Below are 5,839 nucleotides of genomic sequence, written 5' to 3'. Positions count from 1 at the left end.
CCGCCGGGCACCGCCGATGCGCGCGAGCGTCGCCGCGGCCAGGCCGACGAAACCGATGACGCCGACAGCGGCAACGACAAACGCGATCAGCGCGACGGCGGCCGCCAGTCCGGCGAAGCGATAGGCGCCGAGCGGCACGCCAAGACTGCGCGCGCCTTCATCGTCGAGGCCAAGCAAGGTCAGTGGCCGCACCATGAAGAAGATCGCAAGCGCAGCAGTGCCGATGCGCGGCAACAGCCACAGCGTCGTCGACCAGTCCTGCTGGCCGAGCGAACCGGCGCCCCAGATGAACAGGCTGGCCAGCCATTCATGCCGCAGCACAATGAGAGCGGCACCGATGGCGCCGGCATAAAGGCTGACCACAAGCCCCGCCAGCACCACCGAAAGCGGCGACAGGCCCTTGTGCCAGGACAGAGCGAAAACGGCGGCAAGGGCGACGAATGCGCCAGCCAGCGCCACCCATTCGCGCCCGAAGGCAAGCAGCGACGGTGACAGAAGCGTCGTCAGCGCCAGCGCCAGATAGGCACCGGCCGAGACGCCGACCGTTTCGGGCGAGGCAAGCGGGTTGCGCAGAACCTGCTGCAGGACGGTTCCGGCAAGCCCGAGCGCCGCACCGCACAGAAGGCTGACGGCAAGCCGAGGCAGGAAAGCATAGTGGACGAGCACCTGCCGCATGTCGGCGATGTCGGGGGCGGCGAGCGATTGGAGCCAGAGCGCCGATGGTAGCTGCACGGTGAGGTTTGAGACGGTTGCCGCTGACGCTGCCGCGAGCAGCACCGCGCAAAGCAGGATCGCGCCTACCGGCTGATTGCTGAAAAAGCTCCACGCGGAGGCCCGGCCGGCCGACGCATGCTTCCCCCCTTGGGCAATGGCCGCAGCATCCTCAGCCACGGGCGGCCTCCACAGTCATCGCAGACGCCAGGACCCGAGCAAAACGGGTGGCGGACGGAAGGGCGCCGAACATATGGACGGCGGGAAGACGCATGATCGAGCGGTTGCGCACGAAAGGCATGGCGTTCCAGACCGGACTTTCGGTCAGCGTGCCGCCCGCGCCCTCGGGCAAGGGTTCAAGATAGGCGAGGCGAGCGTCGCTGGATGTCGCCAGCCCGTCGATACCAATGGTCGAAAACCCCCAATAATTGGTCTCGGCCGTCCAGGCGTTGGCGAGCCCGATGCGATCGAACACCTCCTGAAACAGACTCTTCTTGCCGTAGACGCGCACATTGCGCGGGTCCATGAAGCTGACGACATAGATCGGCCGCGCCGAAAGCGGCGCCAGTTGCCGGCGAACTTCCGAAAAATACGCATCTGTCGCCGCGATCAGCGCCTCGCCTTCGCTTTCCTTGCCGACAAGCCCGGCAAGCTGGCGCGTCGCCTCGAGCGCGCGCTGATAGGGCTGCCCGGCCTCGGTATAGAGCCCGATCGTCGTCACCGGCGCCACGCGTTCGAGCAGCGGCTTGATGCCGTCGAGATACGGCATGGACAGGATGATGTCGGGCCTGAGTTGCTGCAGCAATTCGAGATTGGGTTCGAGCAGCGTTCCGACATCGGCGATCTCAGGCGGCAGCGGCGGTTCGACCACCCAGGTCTCCCAGATGTCGCGACCGGCAATGGCAACCGGGCTGACACCGAGCATGAGCAAGGTCTCGGCCAGGCCGTCATCCAGGCAGACGATGCGCAACGGTTTCGCCGTGGCAGATGGCGATGCAATTGCGGCAAAGGGCAGAACGAAAAGTCCCAGCGCGCCGCGCCGGGTGATCCGACCGCGGAGACGGTCGGCCCTGTGGGATTCAAGGGCTGCCATCATCGCGCAGCGCCTGTGCGGAAAGCCGGCTGGGCGTGGATTTCAGGCACGGGTTTTCTCCAAAACGACGCATTCAAAAATCTGGCTGCCGGCAGCCGATGGTCGGTTGACTATGAAACATGACTTCCATAGTCAACATTGAAGATGACTAACCGAGTCAACAAATTTAAATTGGCGCAAGGCGGACCGGTCCTGCGCGCATTGCGGGCAGTGAGGGTATCAAGATGGGGTTGAGTGCATATCGTGCGGCGCGGCGGCGAAGCCGGACCCGGAGCCTCGTGGTCGCATCGCTTTCGACCCTGCTTTGCACCCAGGTCCTTGCGCAGGAAGCCGCGACCGAGCTCAACCCGATCAATGTCGAGGGACAGAGCGACAGCCCGGTCGGACCGGATGACGGCTACATCGCCAAAAACACCACCACCGGCTCGAAAACCGACACGCCGCTGAAGGAAATTCCGCGCTCGATTTCGGTGGTGACCCGCAAGCAGCTCGACGATCGCCAGCCGGGGCAGCTTGAGGACGCCTTGTCCTATCTCGCCGGCGTCACCATCTCGCCATGGGGCGTCGACGATCGCTTCGACCAATGCCTGATTCGTGGGTTCGACCTCTGCACGTCGGCGATCTATCGCGACGGGCTGCCGCAGAAAGTGATCGATTTCTCAGGCTTCAAGATCGAGCCCTACGGGCTGGAGCGAATCGAAGTCTTGAAGGGGCCATCCTCGGTGCTCTACGGCGAGAACGAGGCTGGCGGCATGGTCAATGCCGTCACCAAGCGGCCGACTGACAAGCCGATCTATGACGGCTTCCTCAGCTATGGCAGCTTCAACACCGTCGAGGCCGGGCTGGATATAGGCGGCCCGATCGACGATGCCGGCGTGTGGTCCTACCGGCTGACCGGCCTGGTTCGCAACGGCGCGCTCGAAACCGACTATTCCCGCAACGACCGCATCTTCGTCGCGCCGGCGCTCAAGTGGCAGCCGGATGCGCAGACCTCGCTGACCGTCCTGGCCAACTACCAGTGGGACAGGCTGACGACGAATCAGTTTCTGCCGGCGCAGTATGGCAATCTGCCGCGCAATTTCTTCACCGGCTCGCCTGACTTCGACCGCTTCGATGCCAACCATGGTTCGATCGGCTACCAGTTCAGCCATGAGTTCGACGACCATTGGACGGTGCGGCAAAACCTGCGCTACTCGCAGCAGGAAACCGACTACCGGCAGCTCTATTTTGGCGAGTGGCTTGGCGGCCCATACATCGGCGCAGACGAACATACGGTGCAGCGCACGCTGTTCACCGTGGATGAGACGGCAAGGCTGTTCAACGTCGACAACCAGGCCGAGTACAAGGCTGACTTCGGCGTGGTCGAAAACAAGCTGCTGTTCGGTCTGGATTACAGCAGACAATCGGTCGACGGGCGCAACGGCTACGGGGCGGGTCCGCCGCTGGACACCCAGAACCCGGACTACTCGATCCCTGTCACGCCGCCGAGCCTCATCATTACGGATCGCGTGGAGACGATCGGCCAGGTCGGCCTCTATGCACAAAACCAGTCCAAGATCGCCGACCACTGGGTCCTGACAATCGGCGGCCGGCAGGCCTGGATCGACCACACCAATTTCAACCGACTCGACGGTGCAGGCAGCTACGATCAGAAGGACCATGCCTTCACCGGCAATATCGGCATCGGCTATCTCTTCGACAACGGCCTGACGCCCTACGCCAGCTATGCCGAATCCTTCACCACCAATATCGGCCCGACCCAGTCCGGAGACGCGCTGCTGCCGTCGTTGGGCAAGCAGTATGAAGTCGGCTTGAAATACGAGCCGACCTTCTTCCCCGGCTTCATCACCGCTTCGCTGTTCGACCTGCGCAAGACCAATGTGCCGACGGCAGCAGCCAATCCCGTCTACCAGGTCCAGACCGGAGAAGTCCGCCATCGCGGCCTGGAGATCGAGGCCAACGCAGATCTGGCTTCCGGCCTCAGCATGACGGCGGCCTACACCTATCTCGACGCGGAGATAACCAGCGATGCCGCCGCCGTCGTCGGTAACCGCCCGGCCAGGGTGCCGGAACACCAGGCATCGCTGTGGGCCAACTATGAGGTTGGCAGCGGCGTGCTCGAGGGCCTGAGTGTCGGCGCCGGCGTGCGCTATATCGGCGCCAGCTTCGGTGACAGTACGAACACGGTTAACGTGCCCGGCCACACGCTGGTCGACGCGGCACTGCGCTACAAGAAGAATGGCTGGCAGGCAGCGCTCAATGTCTCCAACCTGTTCGACAAGACCTACTATTCGACCTGCTATGAGGCCGGCAGCAATGCCGACCTCAGCTGCATCTATGGCGAAGGCCGCGTCATCAAGGGCAGCCTCAGCATGAAGTTCTGATGCATGCCGCTCGGCTGCCTCGGCTGGCAGTGATCTGGCATGCGGGATCTGAAGCGCGCCGCATGAACCTGTGATGACGCGCGTCCAGAGCCGCGATTCGACGCGGCCCTGTCCTCCGTCCGGATGGCGGCAAGACGATTCGCACCGTCACGGTGGGCGTGCGACGTCCCGCTCGCCGAAAATCGCTGCCCGCGAAGCGCAATCCACGTCCCGCATCATTTTTCCTCCACGAATGCATTCCAGGATGGATGGTCCCACGACCGCCTCCGGGCGGCGCGCTCTGGATTGGATTGCCTGAAAAAGGCAACGAATCAAAAAACCGGCGGCGGTCGTCGCCAGAAGGTGTAGAAGACCGTACCAAACGCATTGAAGGGAGTGCGATCGGGTTGCGCTCGGCAAGGCTTGATGGTTTGTTGCCGCTATACGGAGAATGAATGATGCGAGAGCCTGCCGGTCAAGACGAATACGGGTCGACGAACCCTTTCGATCCGGACGACCTGCCGACGTTGAACGCAATCGGCCCGAGCATGGGTAGCGGCAATGATTTCGAGAGATATGCCGTTGCCGTGATCATCGTGTTCGGTGCGCTGATCATTGGCGGGCTGATGGCCGCATCGATGGTCTTCGGGCACCGCAACGGCTTCCTCTTCGCGCTTGGCGGCGCCACGTCCGCCTGGATATCCGGAAACGCGCTGCTGCTCGACCGGCCGCGTATCTATGCGCTGTTCGTCGGCATTGCCGCCTTGATGCTGGTTGCGTCCACTCTCACGCTGGTCTTGTGACGGCCAAATCGGTGTGAGCCGATCCACTTGAGCAGCGGGCGATCAACCCGAATCGCCACGCTGCACCAGGTTTTTCCTCCGAGCTGTCAGTATCCGAGCGCCTCGCCAGAGGCCGCGCGGCTGTCGATGGCGCCGTTGTAGCGCGCGCCGCCGCCCTTCTCGATTTCCGCCAGGCTCTTGCCGCCGACCAGGATGCCGGCCGCCTGCCCCCAGGTCTGGTCAGCGAGATCGAGGTGATATCCCATGCCGGCCAGCAGCTTTTCTGTGTCCGGCGACAGGCCGAACGGCTCGACATAAACCTTGTCGGGCAGCCATTGATGGTGGATGCGAGGCGCGTCGATCGCCTCCTGGATGTTCATGCCGTGGTCGATGACATTGACGATCGCTTCCAGCGTGATCGTGATGATGCGCGAGCCACCCGGGCTGCCGATGACCATGAACGGTTTGCCGTCCTTGGCGACCACGGTCGGGCTCATCGACGACAGCGGCGTCTTCTTCGGCTGGATGGCGTTGGCCTCGCCCTGGACAAGGCCGTAGAGATTGGGCACGCCGGGTTTCTGGGTGAAATCGTCCATTTCGTTGTTGAGCAGGATGCCGGTGCCGTCGGCGACGACGCCGGCTCCGAAGGAGCCATTCAGCGTGTAGGTGACCGCGACCGCATTGCCTTCATCGTCGATGATCGAATAATGCGTCGTCTCCTTGCTCTCGCCAAAGCCCTTCGGCATCAGATCCTGCGACACGCCGGCCCGGAACGGGTCGATCTTGTCGCGGATATCCTTGGCATAGGCCTTATCAAGCAATTTCGAGACCGGATTGTCGACGAAATCGGGATCGCCGAGCGCGGAATTGCGGTCAACATAGGCATAGCG

5 protein-coding genes are annotated in these 5,839 nt (G+C 63.0%); 2 read left to right on the top strand and 3 right to left on the bottom strand.

Features of this window, described 5'->3' with window-relative positions; all coding sequences use genetic code 11:
• Both EN893_RS15500 and EN893_RS15495 read right to left on the bottom strand, forming a co-directional pair.
• Positions 1-891: iron chelate uptake ABC transporter family permease subunit (locus EN893_RS15500; protein ID WP_164900904.1), on the bottom strand; the 891-nt coding region annotated here is incomplete at its 3' end.
• The gene (locus tag EN893_RS15495; RefSeq protein WP_245456803.1) at positions 884-1,681 is read right to left on the bottom strand and encodes an ABC transporter substrate-binding protein; all 798 of its coding nucleotides are present in this window, start codon (positions 1,679-1,681) and stop codon (positions 884-886) included. The genes EN893_RS15495 and EN893_RS15500, both read right to left, overlap by 8 nt.
• Before the next feature lie 401 nt (positions 1,682-2,082).
• On the opposite strand from EN893_RS15495, the gene EN893_RS15490 reads away from it, so the two are divergent.
• Together EN893_RS15490 and EN893_RS15485 are read left to right on the top strand one after the other, a co-directional pair.
• Positions 2,083-4,188 carry a TonB-dependent siderophore receptor gene (locus EN893_RS15490; RefSeq protein ID WP_164748871.1) on the top strand — a complete coding sequence of 702 codons (2,106 nt, stop codon included), beginning with the start codon at positions 2,083-2,085 and terminating at the stop codon, positions 4,186-4,188.
• Positions 4,189-4,622: 434 nt separating this feature from the next.
• Positions 4,623-4,970, top strand: coding sequence for a hypothetical protein (locus EN893_RS15485; protein WP_032808338.1), 348 nt, complete (start codon positions 4,623-4,625; stop codon positions 4,968-4,970).
• An 86-nt stretch (positions 4,971-5,056) separates the two neighbouring features.
• Here EN893_RS15485 and EN893_RS15480 read toward each other — a convergent pair.
• A partial coding sequence (locus tag EN893_RS15480; protein WP_206640123.1) for a gamma-glutamyltransferase occupies positions 5,057-5,839 on the bottom strand: 783 nt, incomplete at its 5' end.

It is taken from the genome of Mesorhizobium sp. M7A.F.Ca.CA.004.04.2.1 (genome assembly GCF_004022825.1).
Classification (GTDB): Bacteria; Pseudomonadota; Alphaproteobacteria; order Rhizobiales; family Rhizobiaceae; genus Mesorhizobium.
This window is presented reverse-complemented; position numbering and strand designations above follow the sequence as displayed.

Excerpts from the sequence above, each read along its gene's own strand:
- EN893_RS15485 (WP_032808338.1), top strand. The coding sequence starts at position 4,623 with ATGATGCGAGAGCCTGCCGGTCAAGACGAATACGGGTCGACGAACCCT.